Origin of the sequence: Streptomyces sp. NPDC088350 (assembly GCF_044753545.1) — a bacterium.
Lineage (GTDB): Bacteria > Actinomycetota > Actinomycetes > Streptomycetales > Streptomycetaceae > Streptomyces.
Genome location: NZ_JBIVNL010000002.1, coordinates 249,201 through 267,549 on the forward strand (window position 1 = coordinate 249,201; position 18,349 = coordinate 267,549).

The window sequence follows — 18,349 nt, forward strand, 5'->3', positions numbered from 1 at the left end:
GCGCGGCCGCCCAGCCCCCCCCCCCCCCCCGGGGCCCGCCGGCCGCCCCCCCCCGGGCGGGCGGGGGGGGGTGCCCCCCGCCTACCCACCCCCCCGGGGGCCCCCCCCCCCCCCCCCCCCCCACCCCCGTGCCCCCGTCTGTCGTGAGCCGTCCCTCGGGGAATAAAGCGGAGACAGCCTCCTGTTAGTGCCGGAAGGACACCGCACAGCTCACAACAGGAGGCACCCACCGTGGCGGCAGACGACGAGATCCGGGGTACGACCGACGAGATCCGGGGCACGGCGCGGGGCACCGCCCCCGTCCCCCTCTCCGTACTGGACCTGGTGACCGTGGGCGCCGGCCGCACCGCCACGGACGCGCTGCGCACCAGCGTGCGGATCGCCAAGCTCGCCGAGTCGCGCGGTTTCCACCGCTACTGGGTCGCCGAGCACCACTCGATGCCGGGCGTGGCGTCCTCCTCGCCCGCCGTGATCCTGGCCCACCTCGCCGCCCACACGGACCGCATCCGCCTCGGCTCGGGCGGCGTCATGCTCCCGAACCACGCCCCGCTCGTCATCGCGGAGCAGTTCGGCACCCTGGAGGCACTCGCCCCGAACCGCGTCGACCTCGGCCTCGGCCGCGCCCCCGGCACCGACGGCGCCACCGCCGCCGCCCTGCGTCGCACCGAGCGGCTGAACGAGGGCGCCGACGACTTCCCCGAGCAACTCGCCGAACTCACCCGCTTCCTGGACGACGACTTCCCGTCCGGCCACCCCTACGCCCGTATCCACGCGGTCCCCGGCCCGATCCAGTCGACCTCGCCCGGCGGCGTCCAGTCCCCGCACCGCCCGCCGATCTGGCTCCTCGGCTCCTCCGGCTTCAGCGCCCGCCTCGCCGGCATGCTCGGCCTGCCCTTCGCCTTCGCGCACCACTTCTCGGCGCAGAACACCGTCCCGGCGCTCGACCTCTACCGCGAGTCCTTCCGGCCGAGCGCGGTGCTCGACGCGCCGTACGCGCTGATCGGTGTCTCCGCCCTCGCCACCGACGACGAGAAGGAGGCCCGCCGCCAGGTGCTGGCCGCCGCCCTCAACATGGTCCGGCTGCGCACCGGCCGCCCCGGACTCGTGCCCACCCCGGAAGAGGCCGAGGCGTATGAATTCAGCCCCATGGAGCGGGAGTTCATCACCTCCTGGAACGCCAACGTCGTCCACGGCACCGCCGACCAGGTCCGCGACGGCCTCGACGACCTCCAGAAGCGCACCGGCGCCGACGAGTTGATGCTCACGTCCCACGCCCACAACGCAGACCTGCGTCTGCGCTCGTACGAACTGATCGCCGACGCCTATGAGTTGACGGCCGATCAGGACGCCTGATTGCAGGCCTTCGTCCCCAGCAGCTCGGAGATACGATCCGGCGCCACCGGACGGGAGTACAGCCACCCCTGTCCGGTGTCGCAGCCGATCCGGCGCAGCCGGGACGCCTGCGCCGAGGTCTCCACGCACTCGGCGGTCACCGACAGGCCCAGCCGGTGGGCGAGTTGGATCATCGCCTCGACGATGACCTCGTCGGCCGGGTTCGGCGGGACGCCCTCCCCCTCGTACTGGAAGCCCCGGACGAAGGACCCGTCCAACTTCAGGACGGAGACCGGGAGCCGGCTCAGGTACGCCAGGTTCGAGTAGCCGGTGCCGAAGTCGTCGATGGCGATGTGGACCCCCATGTCGCTCAGCGCCTGGAGCGCCTGCAACGGCCGTCCCGCAGAACCCATCACCGCGGACTCGGTCAGCTCCAACTGCAGCAGATGCGGGGCGAGTCCGGTCTCGGCCAGCGTCTGGGCCACGTCCGCGACCAGGTCCGAGTCCCACACCTGGCGTACGGCCACGTTGACGCTCACGAAGATCGGCGGCTCGTCCGGGTGGTCCAACTGCCAACGGCGGGCCTGGCGACAGGCGGTGACCAGGACCCAGCGGCCGAGCTGCACGATCGAGCCGTCCTCCTCGGCCAGTCCGATGAACCGATTCGGCGTCAGCATCCCGAACTGCGGGTGGTTCCAGCGCACCAACGCCTCGACCCCGCGCAGCCGTCCGTTCTCCATCCCCACCAACGGCTGGTACTCCAGGGTGAATTCACCCCGTTCGATGGCCGGGCGGAGCGTGGAGGCGAGGGCCTGGCGGGTCATGCGGTGCGCGTTGCGCTCCGGATCGAACAGCGTCCAGCGGGACTTGCCGTCGGCCTTCGCCCAGTACAGCGTCGTGTCGGCCGCCTGCATCAGACCGGTCGCCGTCGTACCGGCCGCCTGCCGCTCGACCACCCCGATCGACGCCGACAGCGACAGCCGCTGCCCGGACAGGTCGAAGGGCGCCTGCAAGGCCTTCAGCACCGACTCGGCGAGATCGGCCAGTTGGTCGGTCCCGGTCGAGTCCTCGACGAGCAGCGCGAACTCGTCCCCGCCCAGCCGCGCCACCAGAGGGGCGGTCGCCCGGGCGTACCCCGCCTCGTCCGCGCACCGCGTCAGCCGCTCCGCCACGGCGGCCAGCAGCCGGTCGCCGACCCGGTGGCCGAGCGTGTCGTTGACGGCCTTGAAGCCGTCCAGGTCCAGATAGCACAGGCCGATCCGCCCGGTGCCGCCCTGCTCGTACGACTCCGCCTCCAGCGCGGCCGACAGCCGCTCGAAGAACAGGGTGCGGTTGGGCAGCCGGGTCACCGCGTCGTGCATCTCCAAGTGCCGTAGCCGCGCCTGGAGTTCACGACGGGCACTGATGTCGGTGAGTGACAGCAGCACACCGTGTTCCTCGGCCGGCAGCGGCGCCACGGTCACCTGCACCCACAGGGAGTGCCCGTCGGGGTGCTTGACCCGGCGGGTGCAGCTCAGCTTGGCCTGCCGCCCGCGCAGCACCTCGCGATAGGCGTGCCAGGTACGCGCGTCCGACCGCAGGTCCACCAGATCGGCCGCGACCAGCCCCGCGAGCGCGACACCGGCCTTGCCGAGCAGCGCGCCGAACGTGTCGTTCACGCTGACGACCAGGCCGTCGCGGCCCACGACGGCCATGGCGAGGGGGGACACGGAGAAGGCGGACTCAAGACGGCCGCCCCCGGGGGACTCGGCACGAGGCGATGCCTCGGCGCTACTCTCTGTGACGGCCGGCCGGATGAGATCTGCCGCGGGCGCCGGCCCTTCGGACGTTCCGCTCACCGCTCGCTCCCGCAGTGCACTCGATCTTCGGATGGGTCTCGTCGGGATGGCCGACCGGGTGGGAGGCCGCCGTGCCGTGTCCGTGCAGGAAAGTGTGCCGATCATAGAGGTTGGCCCCCGGCCCTTCCAGCCACTGTCCAGTGTCCCGGAACAACGGCCGGTTCCGGCAGATCGATTCCGCCCGCACCTGGACGGGTTCGTCAAAAGGCCGACCACATGTGACGTTCCGTGAGTGTTTCCCGATGTCGGCCCGGGCGTGTCTCGGCCTTCCCGAGCGTCCCTCTCACTCATCTGGTGCAGATAAACAGGGCGTACCCCAACAAACCATCACAGGCTGGGTGTCGGTGTCCCGCGAACCGCTCCCGGAGGTCCAACGTGCCGTGTCAGCTCCCCCTCAAGGGGCTCTCCCGTACGGCACTCAAGGGGCTCGCCCAGTGGCGGACGCGCCCCGGACTGCGCGGCACCGCGGCCGTGTTCACCACCATGTCCGCGCTCGCCGCGACCTCGATCATGTCCAGCCAGTCGGTCGCCGAGCCGTTCTCGACCACCCCCTGCGCCCTCAAGCGCACCGAGGCCCACCACTCGGAGGGCCTCGACACCTGGAACACCGCCTATCCGCGCCCCACCCGCCCCCTCGACGCGGTGATGATTTTCCTCTCCTTCCCCGACGCGACCCCGCGCACCACCCCCGCCGAACTGGCCGCCGACCACTTCCCGGCCACCACCCGCTTCTACGAACGCGCCTCCTACGGCAGGTTCACCCTGCGCCCGCACCCGCTGCGGAACTGGATCCGGATGCCCCGCCCGTCGACGTCGTACGCCATACAGCGCGACTGGAACCCGGCGAACCGGGCCGCGTACCTCCGCGACGCGCTCGCCGCCGCCGACCCGCAGGTCGACTTCTCGCGCTACGACATCGTCTACTTCGTGGCCGACCCGGACGCGCCCGGCGTGGACTCCGACGCGACCAAGGTCGTCAACCTCGACACCCCGCTGCGGGCCGACGGCACGGACGTCCGCCGGGTGGTCACGGTGTTCGAGAAGCACCCGCCGGACCGGCTCGTCCTCGCCCACGAGACCGGCCACGTCTTCGACCTGCCCGACCTCTACCACCGGCCGGTCGACGGCAAGGGCGACTGGGACACCTACGTCGGCGACTGGGACCTGATGGGCAGCCAGTTCGGCCTCGCGCCCGACCTGTTCGCCTGGCACAAGTGGAAGCTGGGCTGGCTGGACCCGCGCCAGGTGGTGTGCGTACGGGGCACCGCGCCGACCCGGCTGACCCTGGAACCCCTGGCCGCCGGGCCCGGAACGGCGGGCTCGGCGGGGTCGCCGGCCTTCGGACTCGGCCTCGGGGTCAAGCTGGCCGTGGTGCGCACCGGTACGGACAGCGCCCTGGCCTTCGAGGCACGCAGCCCCGTCGGCAACGACGGCACGGCCTGCAAACAGGGCATCCTCGTGTACCGGGTGCGCAGCGGCGCGGCGTCCGGTGGCGGCCCGATCGAGGTCGTCGACGCCCACCCGCACACCGAGGCCTGCTGGGAGACGTCGGTCTATCCGCCCCTCGCCGACGCCCCGGTCAGCCTGGGCGAGAGCTTCACGGTGCCAGGGGGCAACGTGAAGGTGGAGGTGGAGGGGCGGACGGATTCGGGGGCGTGGACGGTGACGATCACGCCGGGGGAGCCGGGAGGCTGATCCTCCTGATTGCCGGGTACGTCAAAGGGCCCCTCGTTCTCACGAGGGGCCCTTCACAGGTGCGCCGCCAGGGACTCGAACCCCGGACCCGCTGATTAAGAGTCAGCTGCTCTAACCAACTGAGCTAGCGGCGCCTGCTGACGTCGTAGACCTTAGCACCCTGATCCGGGGGAGGAAAAATCGATATCCGCACGGTCGCGCGAGCTGCCCGCACGGCCGCCCAGAGCAGGATTTCGGCACCGGGGAGCCAGGGCCGGCGGGTGTCCGGAGCGACCAGCCAGCGCGCGTCGAACGGCGCCGCCGCAGCCGCGCCGACCAGCGCCGGGACGGTCACCGCGTCGCCGGTGCCGTGGCACAGCAGTGGCGGTACGGACCCCGTACGGCCGTGCGCTCCGGGACGCGCGCCCCACTCCTCCCAGCCGAGCAGCGACGGCAGCCGCTGAGCCGTGCCCGGGGTGGCGAACAGGAGCATCCGTCCCCGGTAGGTCGCGACCGGCCCGGAGCCGGGGCCCTCGTCCCATAAGTGATCGACCATACGGCGCCCGAAGATCGCCGGGGCGTTCACCACGTCGAAGGCGTTGCCGCAGGGCAGGACGACCGGGGCGTCCGGCCGTTCCTTCCAGAGGGCGAGGGTGCTGCGCGGATACGTTCCTGCCGAGGCGAGCCAGGCGGCACCGTCCGGGGTGACGCCCGAGATGTCGAAGCGGTCGGCGAAGGGGTCGTCCTGTGTGCTGCTCATGGCACACAGATCTACTGGCCGTGAGCGCCCGGTCTCCGAGGGTTGTCGGAAATCGGGACAGGAGGGGGCGGGAGGGAGTATCTTGCCCGTCCGGCATATGCCAGGAGTTCTTTTGGTGCCGGGTAGGGCCACGCGGGATGTGCGGGCCACCCGGGTCACACGGGGTCGGCCGCCCCGCTGTCCCGGCCCTCGGTGCCGCGCAGCAGATCCCGCCCGAACTCGACCATCTTCTTCGCGTAGTCCTCGGTCCACTCGGCCCGCTCGGCGATGTCCGCCGGCGTCAGCCGGTCGAACCGGCGCGGGTCCGCGAGCTGCGCCGCCGCGATCGCCTGGAACTCCACCGCGCGGTCGGTCGCGGCGCGGAACGCGTGCGTCAGCTCCGTCGCGCGGGCGAGCAGCGCGTGGGGGTCGTCTATCGACTCCAGGTCGAAGAAGTGCTCCGGGTCCTCGGCCGCCTGTGCGGGCTCGAAGAGCAGGGGCGCGGGGCGTAGCCGCGATTCGTTGCGACGCGGCGTGTGCTCCGCCATGTCTTCTCCTCCTCGTACGTCACCGATGGCCCGCCTCGTGAGCGGGACCACCGTCCATTGTCCCCCGGCCGCGCAAGGGGCCCCGGGCATACCCCCGAGGCACGGGCTCCGGCACCCTGTGAGGGGTTTCCCAGCAGCCCGGTGCCGTACTCATCTCCGGCCGACCGGACCTCCGAGAGCCGCCGGTTCACGGTCTCCAGACCACCCGGTGTTCCGCCAGGTGCGCGAGTACCGCGTGATTCGCCTCCCACCCGTCGGGAAACTTCACCGTCACCCCCAGCTGCACCGGCTCCGTCGACGGGTGGTCGTCCAGGAGGTCGGTCACGCCCGCCCGGCAGACCACGATGCACGCGTGCCGGTGCCGGGAGGCCAGGACGCAGAGGCGGCCCGTCTCCAGGTGGAAGGCGGTCGCGTCGGGGCGGCCGGAGAGGGGGTGGAGGACCACCGTGACGTCGAACTCCCGCCCCTGGAGCCGGTTCGCCGTGTCCACGGTGACGTCCGTGACGCCCAGCTCGGCCAGCGCCGCGCGGACCGCCGCCGCCTGGTCCCGGTGCGCGGTGCCGACCGCGATCCGGTCGGCGGTCAGGGGGGTGGGGTCGGGCGAGCGTTCGGATGTGGCCGCGCCGCCCCGGTCCAGCAGGCGTCGTACGACCGCCGCCACCGCCCGTACCGCCTCCGGGTCCGTGCGGGGCGTGTGGCGGGCGGGCAGTTCCAGCAGGCCCCAACCGGCCTGCGCGGCCTCGTCGATGACCCGGTCCGGGCCCGAACCGTCCGACGGGACAGCGAAGTTGAGCCGCCGGTCGCCGTGGTCCGTGCCGCTGCGGAAACGGGTGTACGGGTAGAACGCGTTCGAGACGAGGGGGGCCGCCGACGCGGGCAGGCGCCAGGACACCGGCAGGCGGTGCTGCGGCAGTTCGGGGTTGTGCGCGAGGAGTGTGGTCACGGCCGAGGCCGAGGGGTCGTAGGACAGGCCCGCCCACTGCTCCGCGCCGACGATCGCGAACGGGTCCAACTGCCCCGGGTCGCCCACGAACAGCGCCCGCTCGAACAGTCCGGCCACGGCCAGCAGCGAGTCCGAGCGCATCTGGTACGCCTCGTCGACGATCGCGTGCCGCCACGGCTCGTCCACCGTGACGTGCGCCCACTTGGCCGCCGTCGAGATGACGACCGGGAGTCCGGCGAGTTCGCCCGCCTTCGCCGACTTCCGTACGTTCGGCAGGTCGTCCAGTGCCTTGTCGTACGGGTCCGCGTCACTGCTGTGCAGACGGCCCACGGGCAGCTCGCCGTTCTTCTCGGCGAGCCGGACGACGAGGTCGTCGACCTGGGCGTTGGTCTGCGCGACCACCATCAACGGCCGTCCGGCGTCGGCCAGTTCGAGTGCCGCGCGGACGACGAGCGTGGACTTGCCGGCCCCGGGCGGGGAGTCGACGACGACCCCGCGCGCGGTGCCGTGCAGGGTGTCGCGGAGGATCGCGTCGGTCGCGCGCCCGGCCTCGGCACCGGGATCGAACACGGCGGTCACAGCACGTCCTCCTCGGTCACCGGGTCGGCGGACTCCTGTACGGCGCTCTCCTCGCCCGGCGGTCCGCCGTGCGTCCACGGCGTCTCCTCCTGGTCGGGCAGTTTCGCGCCGCCCCGCTGCTCGTGCTCGAACAGCGTGAAGCAGATCCGGTCGCCCTTCTCCGGCACCGAACCGGTCTCCGGCTCCTTGCCGCGGCCCATCTTGTCGACCACCCGGAGGACGACGAGGGCACCTTCCTCCTCGTGGCCCACGAACTCCGCCGACTGCGGCTTGCCGGCCAGCGACCGGAACACCTTGACCCGCTCCCCGAGATGCGGCCGGTCGTCCGTGCGCACGGTCACCAGGGGGCGCGGGCGGGGGCTCTTGCCCTCGCTGTACGCCATGACGACATCCGTGACCTCGCCCGCGAACGCCTCCCCGGCGAGCCGCCGCCCGGCCATCACCAACGGGTCGTCCAGGGCCTCCTGGGCGTCCAGGCGGGCCTGTTCGCGCTCGCGCGTGGCCAGCTTGTTGGCCGCGGTCACCGCGTCGTCGCGGCGCGGCTGCGGGGGCTCACCGGCGACGATCCGGTCCCGGTGGCCGGTGAACGACCAGCGGTCGCGCGTCCACCGGTCGACGGCGTGCCCACCCTCCGGCAGGGCCCGCAGCAGATCGAGTCCGTGCCACACCGCGTCCCAGGTGGGGCGGGTGACGCTCTCGACGAGGGCCCTGATCTCCCGCTCGGCCGCGGTGAGTTCACCGAGCCGGTCGTCGGCCTCCAGGCCGTCCTCGGCGGCGGCGAGGGCGGTGCGGGCGCGGTCGTAGCGCTCGATGGCGGGGGCGAGCAGCTTGTTGTCGAACGCCGGGTCGGTGGCCGGTCCGGCCGGCGGGCACACCAACTGGCCGCGCGCGTCCCGCCGTAGCTCCGCGTCGCGCGCTGCCTCGGCGCCCAAGACGCCCTCCGGCGGGTCGATCCACGCGAGCAGCGCGGCCAGGTGCTGGTCCTCCAGGCTGGACTGACCGGTCGCCCAGTGCCGGCCGAGCACCTCGGTGAGCGCGAGGAGCAGCGCGGAACCGGGCACGCGGGCCCGCTCCCCGAAGTGGGTCAGCCAGCGGCCGAGCAACGGCACGCGCGGGGGCGCCGGGTGCGGGGTCTCGGGGTCCTGCTCGGCCGTGCGGCGAAAGCGCATCGAGCGGCCCAACAGCCGTACCAGCTCGATGCCCGCGCGGCTCGGCACGATCAACTGCGGGGCATCCGCGCACAGTTCGACCTCTACCTTGACCCGCTTGCCGGTCTCCGGATCGGTCTCGTTGCGCTCGGCGGCCTCCACGACGTCCGCGTACGTGTCGATGTACGGCAGGACCACGTCCGCCAGTTCGGCCAGGAACGCGAACCTGAGGTCCCGGTCACGCGGCTGCGGTACGACCAGCAGGCGCGGCGCGTCCCGGTCCGTGCCGACGAGCGCGCCGAGGGGCGCCCCGGCCTCACCGGCGGTGGTGAGCGGCACGAGGACGAGGGGGTGCTCGGAGAGATGCCGGTGGCGGACGGTGGCGGCGGGCTGGGCGCGGCCGGTGCGAACGGCCTCCAGGCGGGCGAGAGTCGAGATCAGCGACACGGGGTCCCCTCGGGGTGGGTGACCGGGGGCGGGGTGCGGTGGTGCGGGCCGCGACTCGCCGGCTGCCTGTGTGCTGCCGGTGCGGCGACGGTGGTGCTCGGGATCACGGTCATTGAGGTCGTCGTGGTCATCGCGGCACACCGCCCGTCGCGCTCGCCGCCGCCGCGCGCAGCTCGGCCGCGCCCTCCAGCGCCTCCGCCCGCAGTTCCGCCGCCCTGCGCAGCGCGGCCACCGCCGGGTCGTCCGGGTCGCCCGCCTCGCCGTGGGCCGCCGCCAGGACCTCGTCGACCGTGGTCAGGTCGCCCAGTTCGGCGCGCAGGGAGCGGCCGAGGGTGGTGACCGCGCCGGACGCGCGGGAGCGGTCGCGGCAGTGGAAGGCCAGTTCGCAGGCGGCCAGGCACTCGGGGGCGTAGGCCGCGGGGACCGACTCGACCGCCGCCGTCAGCTCGGCGGGCGGTCGGTCGGGGGCGAAGCAGGTGCCCTCGGGAAGGGCGTCGGCGATGTCCTCGATGCGGGTGAGGCGGGCCAGTTGGCGGCCGGTGACCGCGCGCTGCTTGCGGACGTCGACGGCGGACGCGGTGGGCAGGTTGGAGAAGTCCTTCGGGCAGACGAGGAGGATGCGGTGGCGGACTCGAGGAGCGGGGTTCAGCTTGGCCGCGACCTCTTCCAGCGCCAGCACGTACACCGCCGACTGGCGGGCCGCCGCGCCGACCTTCGCCGGGTCCGCCGAACCGTCCAGCATCGGGAAGGACTTGATCTCGACGACGGTCCAACTGCCGTCGGGGTGCACGACGACCGCGTCCGGCTCCAGGAACGCGGGCGAGCCCGCCACGTCGAGGGCGAGCATGGGGTGGTCCAGCAACGTCCAGGCGGCGGCCTCGGTGGCCTCGCGCAGTGCGAGCGCCGTACGCGCCGCACGGCCCTCGGGGCCGATCGCCGACAGCTCGGGCACCCGCGCGCGGGTGGGCGGCTCGGCGCCCGCGTCCAGCTTCTCGTGCACCAGGCGCAGCAGCTCCGCGCCGCCGTCCGCCTTGACCCGGGCCTCGAAGGCATTGCCCCGCATGAAGGCGAACTGGGACTGCCCGAAGGCCGACGGCGAGCCGAGCGCGTCGGCCAGCACCGCCTTGTTCACCCCCGCGCCGTCCAGGATCGCCCGCCGCTTGCAGCCCGGGTTCGCCGCCAGCGCCGCGAGGGCGCGCGCGTCCAGCGCCTTGGCCGGGACGTCCGGGCCGCGCAGCTCAGCGAGCCGGTGCCGGAGCGCCGTCCCCCGCGTCCGTGGGGGAGGCACTCGGCTCGGCTCCGGTACCGAGCTGCGACTCGCGCTGCCGTGGAATTCGCTCACCCGGGGAAGTCTGGCATCCGCCACTGACAATTGAGGTTTCTGTGCCACGAGAGGCGTCACGGGAGATGCCGCGAGCGGCCTCACCGGAGGCGTCACGGGAGCGCGCCGCGACGAGTGAGCCGCGCCCCTCGAACCGCGCCCTGATCCGGTCCGAGGCCTTCATCACCTGCGGCGCCAGCAGGAACCCGAAGCCCATCACGACCACGCCCGCGACCGCGTCGAGGAGATAGTGGTTCGCGGTGCCCATCACCACGATCGCCGTCAGCAGCGGATAGGCGACACCGAGGACCTTGGTGAGCCGCGTCCCGCCGTGGCGCCACAGCATCACACCGCACCACAGCGCCCAGCCGCAGTGCAGGCTCGGCATCGCCGCGTACTGGTTCGTCATGCCGCCCAGGCCGCGCGGCGCGCTCGCTTCGCCGCCCCACCAGCCGTACGAGCTGTACTCGGCCATCGTGTCCACGAAGCCGTAGTCGGGGGAGAGGAGGCGGGGCGGACAGGTCGGGAGGAGGGTGAAGCCGATCAGGCCGATGAAGGTGGACGTCATCAGCCAGGTGCGGGCCGCGCGGTAGACCTGGGCCCTGGAGCGGAACAGCCAGATCAGGATCGCGGGCGTGATCAGGTAGTGCAGCGACGCGTACCAGAAGTCGGCCGGTATGCCGATCCAGGACTCGCGCGTGAACAGACGGTTGAGCGGGTGCTCGGCGTTGATGCGCAGGAACTTCTCGATGCGGAGGATCGCCAGACCGTGGTCGACGGCGCTGGACGTGTCGCCCCTGGCCAGCAGCCGCCCGGCCGAGTACGAGGCGTACACCATGAGGATCAGCGGCAGCTCGGTCCACCAGCGCAGCCGGCTTCGCCGGTCCGCCTCGATGCCTGGTGTCTCGGTCTGCGGCATCCGATCGCCCTCCCCCTTCTGTTCTGGTGCGGTGCCCGGTGGTCCGGCTTCCCGGTAGCCCGGTCGGGACACTTTACGGCGTAGGTGCGCGCCCCGTTTGGGGCGCCCCAGGACCTCAAAGACGCAGAGTTCGCCCCCCGGGTTGCCCTTTTCAAGGGTGCGCGATGATGGAGTGACCCGCCTCTCGTTTTCGCCCGGAAAGGTCCCTCATGGCACCGCGCATCCTGTTGGCCCGGCACGGACAGACCGAATGGTCGCTGTCCGGGAAGCACACCGGCAGGACCGACGTCCCGCTCCTCGAAGAGGGCCGGCGCGGCGCCAAGGTGCTCGGCGAGCGACTGCACCGGGCCCCCTTCGACGGCCTCCCCGGGGTGGAGGTGCGCACCAGCCCGCTGGCACGCGCGCGTGAGACCTGCGAACTCGCCGGCTTCGGCGACCGCGCGACCCACTGGGACACCCTCATGGAGTGGGACTACGGCGCCTACGAGGGCATGACCCCGGACGAGATCCAGGACGTACGCCCCGGCTGGCTCATCTGGCGCGACGGCGTCCCCGAAGGGGAGACCCTCGCCGAGGTGACCGCCCGCGCGGACGAGGTCGTCGCCTGGGCACGGGCCGAGGACCGTGACGTACTGGTCTTCGCGCACGGCCACATCCTGCGCTCGATCGGCGCGCGCTGGCTCGGCCTGCCGATCGACTTCGCGGCACGGATACGGCTCAACCCGACGTCGCTGTCCGTACTGGGCTGGGCGTACGGCGAACCAGCGATCGAGAACTGGAACGACGTGGGGCACATGGTTGCCCTTTAGGGGCGCGGGGAACTGCGCGACCAGCCCCCACCGGCCCGCAGACGAATCACCACGCTCCCCCCGTAGCAACTAAGCCGCAGTACGAGGCAACCCTGAGTGCCTCTCCAGAAACGTGGACACCCCCGAAGCCCGCCGGTGAGGCAACAGCACCCGCGCAGTGCCCGCCAGCATCGTCTGAATCCGCGACGACTGCACCAGGTCCAACAGATCAAGCACCCGCATCCCCGCAGTCGCCGCCTCGTCAGGCCGACCCCCGCGCGCGAGATCGTCGGCAAGCTCAGCCGTGTACAGCGCGATGTTCCGCGTGAAGTGCGGATCCTGAAGATGCGCCGCCCGCCGAGCGTGCCGCGCGGCCCGCGGCCAGTCGCCCAGCGTCGACCAGCACTGCGCCTCAAGACCCTCCAACTCGGCCTCTCCGTAGAAGCTCATCCACTCGGGGTCGGCGTCCGAGTGGCCCCGCTCGTAGAGGGCCTGCGCACGGGCCAGCGCCTGTTCGCAGCCGGTGCGGTCGGCGAGCCCCGCCCAGCCGCCGGCCTCGCGCAGCGCGAGCAGCGACATCAGGCGGGCGGAGCCGAGGGGGCGGGCGACGCGTTGCGCGGCCTGTGCGGCGCGCACCGCTTCCCGTGGCCGTCCGGCGTCCCGCGCGAGGAACGCCGTATTGCAGAAGGCGTGTGCCTCAAGGCCCGCGTCCCCGGTCATCCGGGCCGTCGCGAGCGCCTCCGCGTAGTGCGAGCGGGCGTCGTCGAAGCGGCCGGAGTCGTGGGCCAGCCAGCCCACCGAGATGGCGAGTTCACCGGCTCCGGAGTGCAGTCGTTCGGCGACGGACTGCCGGGTGGTGCCCGCGTCGAGCAGGGCGTAGGCGGCACGCAGCGGGGCCGCCGCGCGCCGGTAGAGGCCGTCGGCGCCGTGCCGGTCGTCGAGCAGCCGGATTCTGCGGACGGCCTCTTCCAGGGCGCCCGCCTCGCTCGTACCGGGACGGCGGACGGAACGTTCCGCTGCCACGGCGTCCAAAGTGAGCCCCAGCGGGCCCAGTGTGCCGGCGGCCACCGTGACGGTGCCGCCCCTCATGAATGCGCGACGCAGCACGTCGCTCTCCTCGCGGTTCTCGTGGTTCTCGTGCGTGTCGTACGGGTCCTGTGTGTCATACGGCTCGTACGCCCCCCGCGTCTCACCCGTCCCTTCCGCATCGTCGGTCGTGCGGGCCGGGCTTGTGAGGTGTGAGGGGGGCGCGTCCTCGGCGGTGCGCGCCCCGCGTCCGCGTACGGACGAGCGGGGCGCGAAGCCGAGATCGGCGAGCGTGCGGCCGGGGAACATGTGCAGGAACACCCGTTCGTACGCGTAGTTGGGACAACGGATCTCACCGGCCTCGACCCGGCCGACATAGCGCGCGTCACAGCTCACCCGCTCGCCGATCTCCCGCGCGGACCGGCGTACGGCCGCGGCGAACTCCGCCGGTGAGCGCTGTCCGCGCAGCCGCCGGAAGGCGAGATTGGGTCTCGGTGGTTGGGGGAACTGGGGCGGGGGCACCGTTGACGACGCCATGGCCGGGTCCTCTCGTGCGAACCGTCGAACCATGCCGGATTCAGGGTGACTTGTTGAGTGACGCCCTGTTTCCAGCGGGCAAGAACGTACCTGCTGTGCACGACCCGCCACGCAGGGTTTGGCTACAAACCGGATATCTCATCCGGGATCTGCCATGAACTGCCATCCTTTGCGGCGGACTTGTGCCGTAGCCGTTGACGTTTCGCCGCGTTGAACTCCATGGACCGGGAGCCACCCGACTCCCGACCCGCTCGTCCAAGGAGGGGTTCCGTGGTGGAGACCGGGATGGAGACCAGGCAGGGCGTCGATCCTCGAATGCCGAGCGCGGAGCGCGGTGCGCCACCGTTCGCGGAGTCCGCCTGCGACCTGGTGACGGTGCCGACGCGGCAGGGGCTGGAGGCGGTCGACATCCTGCGCCGCGGCGCCTGCGACGGGGTCGGTCCCGTCCTGCACGACGACGGCGACGACACACTCGGCTTCCTGGTACCGCCGGGCACGGCGGCGGCGTGGGATCTGCCGGGCAGCACGTGCACGGAGACCCACGGCAGGGGGCTGCGGCTGGCCCCCGACCCCGAGCCCCCGGTCGAGGGCTCCGACTGGCTGCTGCCCCCCGGTGACGCGGACCTGGCAACCGACCCGGAGGTGCTGCGGGCTGCGCTGGGTGAGGCGGCTCGGTTGATCGAGGCGGCGGACGGTTGTCGGTGAGTTCCGTAGGGAGGGTCGTGATGAACCTGCGGCCCGGTGGGGGCTGGTCGCGCCCACGCGGCGGAGCCGCATAGCGACACAGCCTCGCGCCCCCAAGGGGCGCGGATGTCGCGCCGGACCATCCCCACCCACCGATAATGGGCCAATGGGAAAGTCCAGGAGTACCCGGCGAGCGGGTGCCGGCACCGCCGAGGCCGTCGTCGAACCCGTCGACGGTGGGCTCGCCGAGCTGATACCCGACCGGGACCGTGCGCGTGCCTGGACGCTGTTGATCGACGGGGCGCCGCAGTCGTACGTCGATCTCGACGACCCGGCGTATCTGTCCTTCGAGTACCAGCGGCGCCTCGGGCACGTCATCGACCTCGCCGCACCGGCCGGGAAGCCGATCCAGGCGGTCCACCTCGGCGGTGGTGCCCTCACACTCGCCCGGTACGTCGCCGCCACCCGGCCCCGATCCACCCAGCAGGTCGTCGAGTTCGACGCGGCGCTCGTCCAACTGGTCCGGCGCGAGCTGCCGTTGGACCCGAACGCGCGGATCCGGGTGCGGTCGACCGACGCCCGCGCGGGGCTCGCGAAGGTGCCCGAGGGGTGGGCTGACCTCGTGGTCGCGGATGTGTTCAGCGGGGCCCGTACGCCCGCTCACCTCACCTCCACCGAGTTCCTCGACGAGGTGCGCCGGACGCTCAGACCCGGTGGGATCTACGCCGCCAACCTCGCCGACGGGCCCCCGCTCGCGCACCTCCGTGGTCAAATCGCCACCGTGGCCGCCCGGTTCACGGAACTCGCGCTGATCGCCGACCCGACCGTGCTGCGCGGCAAACGGTTCGGCAACGCCGTGCTCGTCGCCTCCGACCACCCGCTGCCGTTCGCCGAACTGACCCGGCGTGCCGCCTCCGACCCGCACCCGGGCCGGCTCCAACACGGCAGAGAACTCACCGACTTCACCGGCGGCGCCGTACCGGTGACGGACACCTCGGCGGTCGCCTCACCGGCACCGCCCCCGTCCGTGTTCCGCTAGCGGTCACCCACGTCTAGTAGTTGCCCACATCCACCCGCGGCGCCCCGTCGTGCCACGTGCAGATCACCGACACCTTGTCCGTGCCCTTGGTGAACTCCACCCGGAGCCAGGAGTCCGTCTTCCACACCTGCATCGCCCAGCCCGTACCCGGCGTCGCCGACACGAGCGTCACATAGGCGGGCGCGGTGTCGAGTTCGAGCACCACCCGCCCGCCGTCGGTGTCGTAGCTCTTGATCTGGCCGGAGGCGGACGTGGAGGGGGACGGGCTCGCCGGCGCCGTCTTCGTGGGGGTCGGACCGGGGCTGCGGCTCGGCGGCGGGGTGTTCGAGGGGCTCGGGGACGACTCGGCCCGGACCGGTGCCGAGGGCGGCGGCGGAGCGGCCTGCGCGGTCGTGCCGGCCGCCGTGATGGGCAGGGCGCGCGGCGGGTCGTAGGCCGTGCCCGTCATGACCGTGTGGACGCCCCACCAGGACAGCGTGACGGCCGCGCCGGTGGCCAGCGACCAGGCCAGCACGTGCACGAATCCGTTGACGAGTCCTCTGCGCATCGCGGCCATACTGCCTCACGCGCCCCACAGGTGTCCCGTCGATCTCCTACTGGTTGTCCACAGGCGGGAGTTGTCCACAGGCCCGGATACGGGTCGCCCGCATGGCGTACGGTGCGGCGCATGGCAAGTGTGCTCGTGGTCGAGGACGACCAGTTCGTACGCTCGGCCCTCATCCGGCATCTGACCGACGCCGCCCACACGGTGCGCAGTGTCGGTACGGCACTTGAGGCGCTGCGCGAGGTCGCCCATTTCCGTTTCGACGTGGTCGTCCTGGACCTCGGACTGCCCGACCTGGACGGGTCCGAGGCGCTGAAGATGCTGCGCGGGATCACCGACGTACCGGTGATCATCGCCACCGCGCGGGACGACGAGTCGGAGATCGTCCGGCTGCTCAACGCGGGCGCAGACGACTACCTCACCAAGCCCTTCTCGGTCGACCATCTGTCCGCCCGCATGTCCGCGGTCCTACGACGCTCCCGTGGCACCACCGGCGAGACACCCCCGACCACGGTCATCAGCGTCGGCGGCCTCACCGTCGACCCGCTGCGCCGCCAGGCCGAGCTGGACGGCGTCCGACTCGACCTCACCCGCCGCGAGTTCGACCTCCTCGCCTTCCTGGCCGGCCGCCCCGGTGTCGTCGTACCGCGCAAGGAACTCCTCGCCGAGGTGTGGCAGCAGTCGTACGGCGACGACCAGACCATCGACGTCCATCTGTCGTGGCTGCGCCGGAAGTTGGGGGAGACGGCGGCCCGGCCGCGCTATCTGCACACCCTGCGCGGTGTCGGCGTGAAGCTGGAGCCACCGGGAGCGGAGTCGCTGCGATGAGGTGGGCACTGGTCAGGGTCTGTCTGGCCATCGCGGCGATGGTCGTCGTCGCCTTCGCCGTGCCGCTCGGCCTGGTCATCAAGGAGATGGCCCGCGACCGCGCCTTCTCGAACGCCGAGCGGGAGGCCGCCGCCGTCGCCCCCGCCCTGTCCATCACCACCGACCGGGACCAGCTGGAGAAGGTCGTCGCCTCGGCGGGCGCGGACTCCGGGATGGCCGTCCACATACCGGCCGGGGAGGGGAAGGCCGCCGTCGACATCGGGCGGCGGCGCGCCGCCGACAAGGACATCGCGACCGTACGGAAGCTGGGCCGCGCCTCCACCACCGAGGTACCCGGCGGCTCCGTCCTGCTCCAGCCCGTCGCGCTCAGCTCCGGCGAGATATGCGTCGTCGAGGTGTACGTCCCGGAGTCCGAGGTCAGCAACGGCGTCGGTACGGCCTGGGCGGTGCTCGCCGGGGTCGGCATCGCGCTGATCGTCGGTTCCGTCGCGGTCGCCGACCGGCTGGGCGTACGGATGGTGCAGCCCGCGCAGCGCCTCGTCGAGGGCGCGCACGAACTGGGGGAGGGGAAGTTGGGCTCGCGCGTGCCGGAGGAGGGGCCGACCGAACTGCGGCTGGCGGCGGTCGCGTTCAACTCCATGGCCGACCAGGTCGTACAACTGCTCGCGAACGAAAGGGAATTGGCGGCCGATCTGTCGCACCGCCTCCGCACACCCCTTACCGTGCTGCGGCTCAACGCTGCCTCGCTCGGGGACGGGCCCGCCGCCGAGCAGACGCGGACCGCTGTCGCGCAGTTGGAGCGGGAGGTCGACACGATCATCCGGACCGCGCGGGAGGCCAAGCCGCAGACCGTGGCGGCCGGGCCCGGTGCCGGGTGCGACGCGGCCGAGGTGGTGCGCGAGCGGATGCGGTTCTGGTCGGCGCTCGCCGAGGACGAGGGCCGCAAGGTGCGGGTGGCCGGGGTGGACCGGCCGGTGCGGATACCCGTCGCCCGCGCCGACCTGGTCGCCGCGCTCGACGCCCTGCTCGGCAACGTGTTCCGGCACACCCCCGAGGGCACGGCCTTCGCGGTCGACGTGCACAACAGCGAGGACGCGGTGATCGTGCTCGTCTCGGACGCGGGCTCCGGCATCCGCGACCCCGAGGCGGCGATGGCCCGCGGGCGCGGCTCCGGCAGCGACGGGTCGACCGGGCTGGGCCTGGACATCGTGCGCAGGCTCGCCGAGTCGACGGGCGGGGACGTCCGGATCGGCTCCTCGATGCTCGGCGGCACGGAGGTGCGGATCTGGATCCAGCTGGACGGGCGGGAGCCGGAGCGCCGGGGTCATCGGGGGTCCGTGAGACGCCGTAGACGCGGCAGACTGGTCTCGACCTTTAACCGTTCCCGATCCCTTCCTTAAGCGCACCCTAAGATC

The 18,349-nt window shown here is 72.5% G+C and carries 16 protein-coding genes and 1 tRNA gene; 7 read left to right on the plus strand and 10 right to left on the minus strand.

Annotation, left to right across the window (positions count from 1 at the left end; genetic code table 11):
* Positions 1-231: 231 nt before the first annotated feature.
* Positions 232-1,353, plus strand: coding sequence for an LLM class flavin-dependent oxidoreductase (locus ACIQBL_RS06420; protein WP_401937489.1), 1,122 nt, complete (start codon positions 232-234; stop codon positions 1,351-1,353).
* Here ACIQBL_RS06420 and ACIQBL_RS06425 read toward each other — a convergent pair.
* Complete coding sequence (locus ACIQBL_RS06425; protein WP_401937492.1) at positions 1,341-3,170, minus strand: putative bifunctional diguanylate cyclase/phosphodiesterase; 1,830 nt, start codon at positions 3,168-3,170, stop codon at positions 1,341-1,343. The two genes, ACIQBL_RS06420 and ACIQBL_RS06425, sit on opposite strands and share 13 nt — an antisense overlap.
* A gap of 375 nt (positions 3,171-3,545) precedes the next feature.
* On the opposite strand from ACIQBL_RS06425, the gene ACIQBL_RS06430 reads away from it, so the two are divergent.
* A complete protein-coding gene (locus ACIQBL_RS06430) occupies positions 3,546-4,865 on the plus strand; it encodes a M6 family metalloprotease domain-containing protein (RefSeq protein WP_401937494.1) in 1,320 nt (439 codons plus the stop codon).
* 60 nt (positions 4,866-4,925) lie between these two features.
* Here the strand turns inward: ACIQBL_RS06430 and ACIQBL_RS06435 are convergent.
* From ACIQBL_RS06435 to ACIQBL_RS06465, 7 genes are all read right to left on the minus strand, one after another.
* Positions 4,926-4,999: transfer RNA gene (locus ACIQBL_RS06435), tRNA-Lys, on the minus strand.
* Positions 4,990-5,604: a bifunctional DNA primase/polymerase gene (locus ACIQBL_RS06440; RefSeq protein ID WP_401937497.1), complete on the minus strand. Its 615-nt coding sequence runs from the start codon at positions 5,602-5,604 to the stop codon at positions 4,990-4,992. Before ACIQBL_RS06440 ends, ACIQBL_RS06435 begins: the two co-directional genes overlap by 10 nt.
* 155 nt (positions 5,605-5,759) lie before the next feature.
* A complete protein-coding gene (locus ACIQBL_RS06445) occupies positions 5,760-6,131 on the minus strand; it encodes a hypothetical protein (protein WP_401937500.1) in 372 nt (123 codons plus the stop codon).
* A gap of 187 nt (positions 6,132-6,318) precedes the next feature.
* On the minus strand, positions 6,319-7,653 hold the full coding sequence (locus ACIQBL_RS06450) for an AAA domain-containing protein (protein ID WP_401937502.1): 1,335 nt from the start codon (positions 7,651-7,653) through the stop codon (positions 6,319-6,321).
* Positions 7,650-9,248, minus strand: a complete 1,599-nt coding sequence (locus tag ACIQBL_RS06455) for a hypothetical protein (RefSeq protein ID WP_401937504.1) — start codon at positions 9,246-9,248, stop codon at positions 7,650-7,652. Before ACIQBL_RS06455 ends, ACIQBL_RS06450 begins: the two co-directional genes overlap by 4 nt.
* Positions 9,249-9,375: 127 nt before the next feature.
* Positions 9,376-10,536 carry a hypothetical protein gene (locus ACIQBL_RS06460; RefSeq protein ID WP_401937507.1) on the minus strand — a complete coding sequence of 387 codons (1,161 nt, stop codon included), beginning with the start codon at positions 10,534-10,536 and terminating at the stop codon, positions 9,376-9,378.
* The gene (locus tag ACIQBL_RS06465; RefSeq protein ID WP_401937508.1) at positions 10,487-11,488 is read right to left on the minus strand and encodes a phosphatase PAP2 family protein; all 1,002 of its coding nucleotides are present in this window, start codon (positions 11,486-11,488) and stop codon (positions 10,487-10,489) included. Before ACIQBL_RS06465 ends, ACIQBL_RS06460 begins: the two co-directional genes overlap by 50 nt.
* 209 nt (positions 11,489-11,697) lie before the next feature.
* Here ACIQBL_RS06465 and ACIQBL_RS06470 point away from each other — a divergent pair, with 209 nt between their 5' ends.
* Positions 11,698-12,297, plus strand: coding sequence for a histidine phosphatase family protein (locus tag ACIQBL_RS06470; RefSeq protein WP_401937511.1), 600 nt, complete (start codon positions 11,698-11,700; stop codon positions 12,295-12,297).
* A 69-nt stretch (positions 12,298-12,366) separates the two neighbouring features.
* Here ACIQBL_RS06470 and ACIQBL_RS06475 read toward each other — a convergent pair whose 3' ends face one another.
* A complete protein-coding gene (locus ACIQBL_RS06475; RefSeq protein WP_401937512.1) occupies positions 12,367-13,839 on the minus strand; it encodes a hypothetical protein in 1,473 nt (490 codons plus the stop codon).
* A 270-nt stretch (positions 13,840-14,109) separates the two neighbouring features.
* On the opposite strand from ACIQBL_RS06475, the gene ACIQBL_RS06480 reads away from it, so the two are divergent.
* The gene (locus tag ACIQBL_RS06480) at positions 14,110-14,544 is read left to right on the plus strand and encodes a hypothetical protein (RefSeq protein ID WP_401937514.1); all 435 of its coding nucleotides are present in this window, start codon (positions 14,110-14,112) and stop codon (positions 14,542-14,544) included.
* A 145-nt stretch (positions 14,545-14,689) separates the two neighbouring features.
* On the plus strand, positions 14,690-15,562 hold the full coding sequence (locus ACIQBL_RS06485; RefSeq protein ID WP_401937515.1) for a spermidine synthase: 873 nt from the start codon (positions 14,690-14,692) through the stop codon (positions 15,560-15,562).
* A 13-nt stretch (positions 15,563-15,575) separates the two neighbouring features.
* Here ACIQBL_RS06485 and ACIQBL_RS06490 read toward each other — a convergent pair whose 3' ends face one another.
* Entirely contained in the window at positions 15,576-16,118 is a 543-nt protein-coding gene (locus tag ACIQBL_RS06490; protein WP_401937517.1) for a hypothetical protein, read from the minus strand.
* Between the two features lie 111 nt (positions 16,119-16,229).
* On the opposite strand from ACIQBL_RS06490, the gene ACIQBL_RS06495 reads away from it, so the two are divergent.
* Entirely contained in the window at positions 16,230-16,934 is a 705-nt protein-coding gene (locus ACIQBL_RS06495) for a response regulator transcription factor (protein ID WP_401937519.1), read from the plus strand.
* Positions 16,931-18,334: an ATP-binding protein gene (locus ACIQBL_RS06500; protein ID WP_401937522.1), complete on the plus strand. Its 1,404-nt coding sequence runs from the start codon at positions 16,931-16,933 to the stop codon at positions 18,332-18,334. Before ACIQBL_RS06495 ends, ACIQBL_RS06500 begins: the two co-directional genes overlap by 4 nt.
* The last annotated feature ends 15 nt before the right edge of the window (positions 18,335-18,349 follow it).

Excerpts from the sequence above, each read along its gene's own strand:
- ACIQBL_RS06440 (WP_401937497.1), bottom strand. The coding sequence starts at position 5,604 with ATGAGCAGCACACAGGACGACCCCTTCGCCGACCGCTTCGACATCTCG.
- ACIQBL_RS06445 (WP_401937500.1), bottom strand. The coding sequence starts at position 6,131 with ATGGCGGAGCACACGCCGCGTCGCAACGAATCGCGGCTACGCCCCGCG.
- ACIQBL_RS06465 (WP_401937508.1), bottom strand. The coding sequence starts at position 11,488 with ATGCCGCAGACCGAGACACCAGGCATCGAGGCGGACCGGCGAAGCCGG.
- ACIQBL_RS06470 (WP_401937511.1), top strand. The coding sequence starts at position 11,698 with ATGGCACCGCGCATCCTGTTGGCCCGGCACGGACAGACCGAATGGTCG.
- ACIQBL_RS06475 (WP_401937512.1), bottom strand. The coding sequence starts at position 13,839 with ATGGCGTCGTCAACGGTGCCCCCGCCCCAGTTCCCCCAACCACCGAGA.
- ACIQBL_RS06485 (WP_401937515.1), top strand. The coding sequence starts at position 14,690 with ATGGGAAAGTCCAGGAGTACCCGGCGAGCGGGTGCCGGCACCGCCGAG.
- ACIQBL_RS06490 (WP_401937517.1), bottom strand. The coding sequence starts at position 16,118 with ATGGCCGCGATGCGCAGAGGACTCGTCAACGGATTCGTGCACGTGCTG.
- ACIQBL_RS06495 (WP_401937519.1), top strand. The coding sequence starts at position 16,230 with ATGGCAAGTGTGCTCGTGGTCGAGGACGACCAGTTCGTACGCTCGGCC.
- ACIQBL_RS06500 (WP_401937522.1), top strand. The coding sequence starts at position 16,931 with ATGAGGTGGGCACTGGTCAGGGTCTGTCTGGCCATCGCGGCGATGGTC.